Genomic DNA, 1,059 nt, shown 5'->3' on the forward strand with positions numbered 1-1,059 from the left:
GACCGCTCCCGTCGCCGCTTCCACCGCTTCCGACGAGGACGCTGCTGTCGCCGCTTTCACGGCTTCCGGCAGTGTCGTCGCTGTCGGCAGTGCCGGTGGTTTCGGCCGTGTCGCTGCTTTCGGTGGTGTTTTCGGTGGTGGGGACGATGTAGGCGATCAGGCGCTTGTCCCCCGGGCGGTCCTCCCGGGCGACCACCACCGCCTGTGCCACCGATTCGTGCGTGGCCAGGACGGCTTCGATCTCGCCGGGTTCGATGCGGAACCCGCGGATCTTCACCTGCTCATCGGCCCGCCCGGCGAAGACCAGCTGACCGTCACCCCGCCAACGGGCCAGGTCCCCTGTGCGGTACATCCGCTCCCCGCCGGTGAACGGGCAGGCCACGAACCGCTCGGCGGTCAGGTCCGGACGGCCCAGATACCCCCGCGCCAACCCCGAACCCGCGATGTACACCTCCCCCGCCACCCCAGGCGGGACCGGCTGAAGGAACTCATCCAGCACGAACACCCGCGTGTTGTCCCGCGGCCGCCCGATCGGCAACACCCCCGGAACCTGTTCCCCCCGGCCCACCGTGAACGTCGTGGCGCACAACGTCGCCTCCGTCGGCCCGTACAAATGCCGGACCACCACATGCTCATTGGCGCCGCGCACCGCCGCCACCGCCCCGGCCGGGACCACGTCCCCACCGGTCAGCACCTCATCCAGCCCCGCCAGCGCCCCCGGATCCTCCTCCGCCAGCACCCCGAATGCCCCCGCCGTCAGATGCACCGCACCCACCCCGGCCACCTCGCCTGGCCTATCCGGCTGGGTCAGGCCGGCCAGGACCGAAGCGGTCACCACCCCGGGCGCGACCACCACCCGGCCACCAGCCGCCAACGGCACCCAGATCTCCAGCACCGACGCATCGAACGCATGCGGCGCATGCCACACGATCCCCCGCCGCACCGCCCCACCCCAACACGAATCGGCGACCAACCCCGCCACCGACCCATGGGTGACCTCCACCCCCTTCGGCACACCCGTCGACCCCGAGGTGTACATCACATACACCACATCACCCG

General features: G+C 71.0%; 1 protein-coding gene. It reads right to left on the reverse strand.

From position 1 onward, the window contains the following. A partial coding sequence (locus Mam01_RS36020) for an AMP-binding protein (RefSeq protein WP_204289688.1) occupies positions 1–1,059 on the reverse strand: 1,059 nt, incomplete at both ends.

Source organism: Microbispora amethystogenes, from assembly GCF_016863015.1.
Classification (GTDB): Bacteria; Actinomycetota; Actinomycetes; order Streptosporangiales; family Streptosporangiaceae; genus Microbispora; species Microbispora amethystogenes.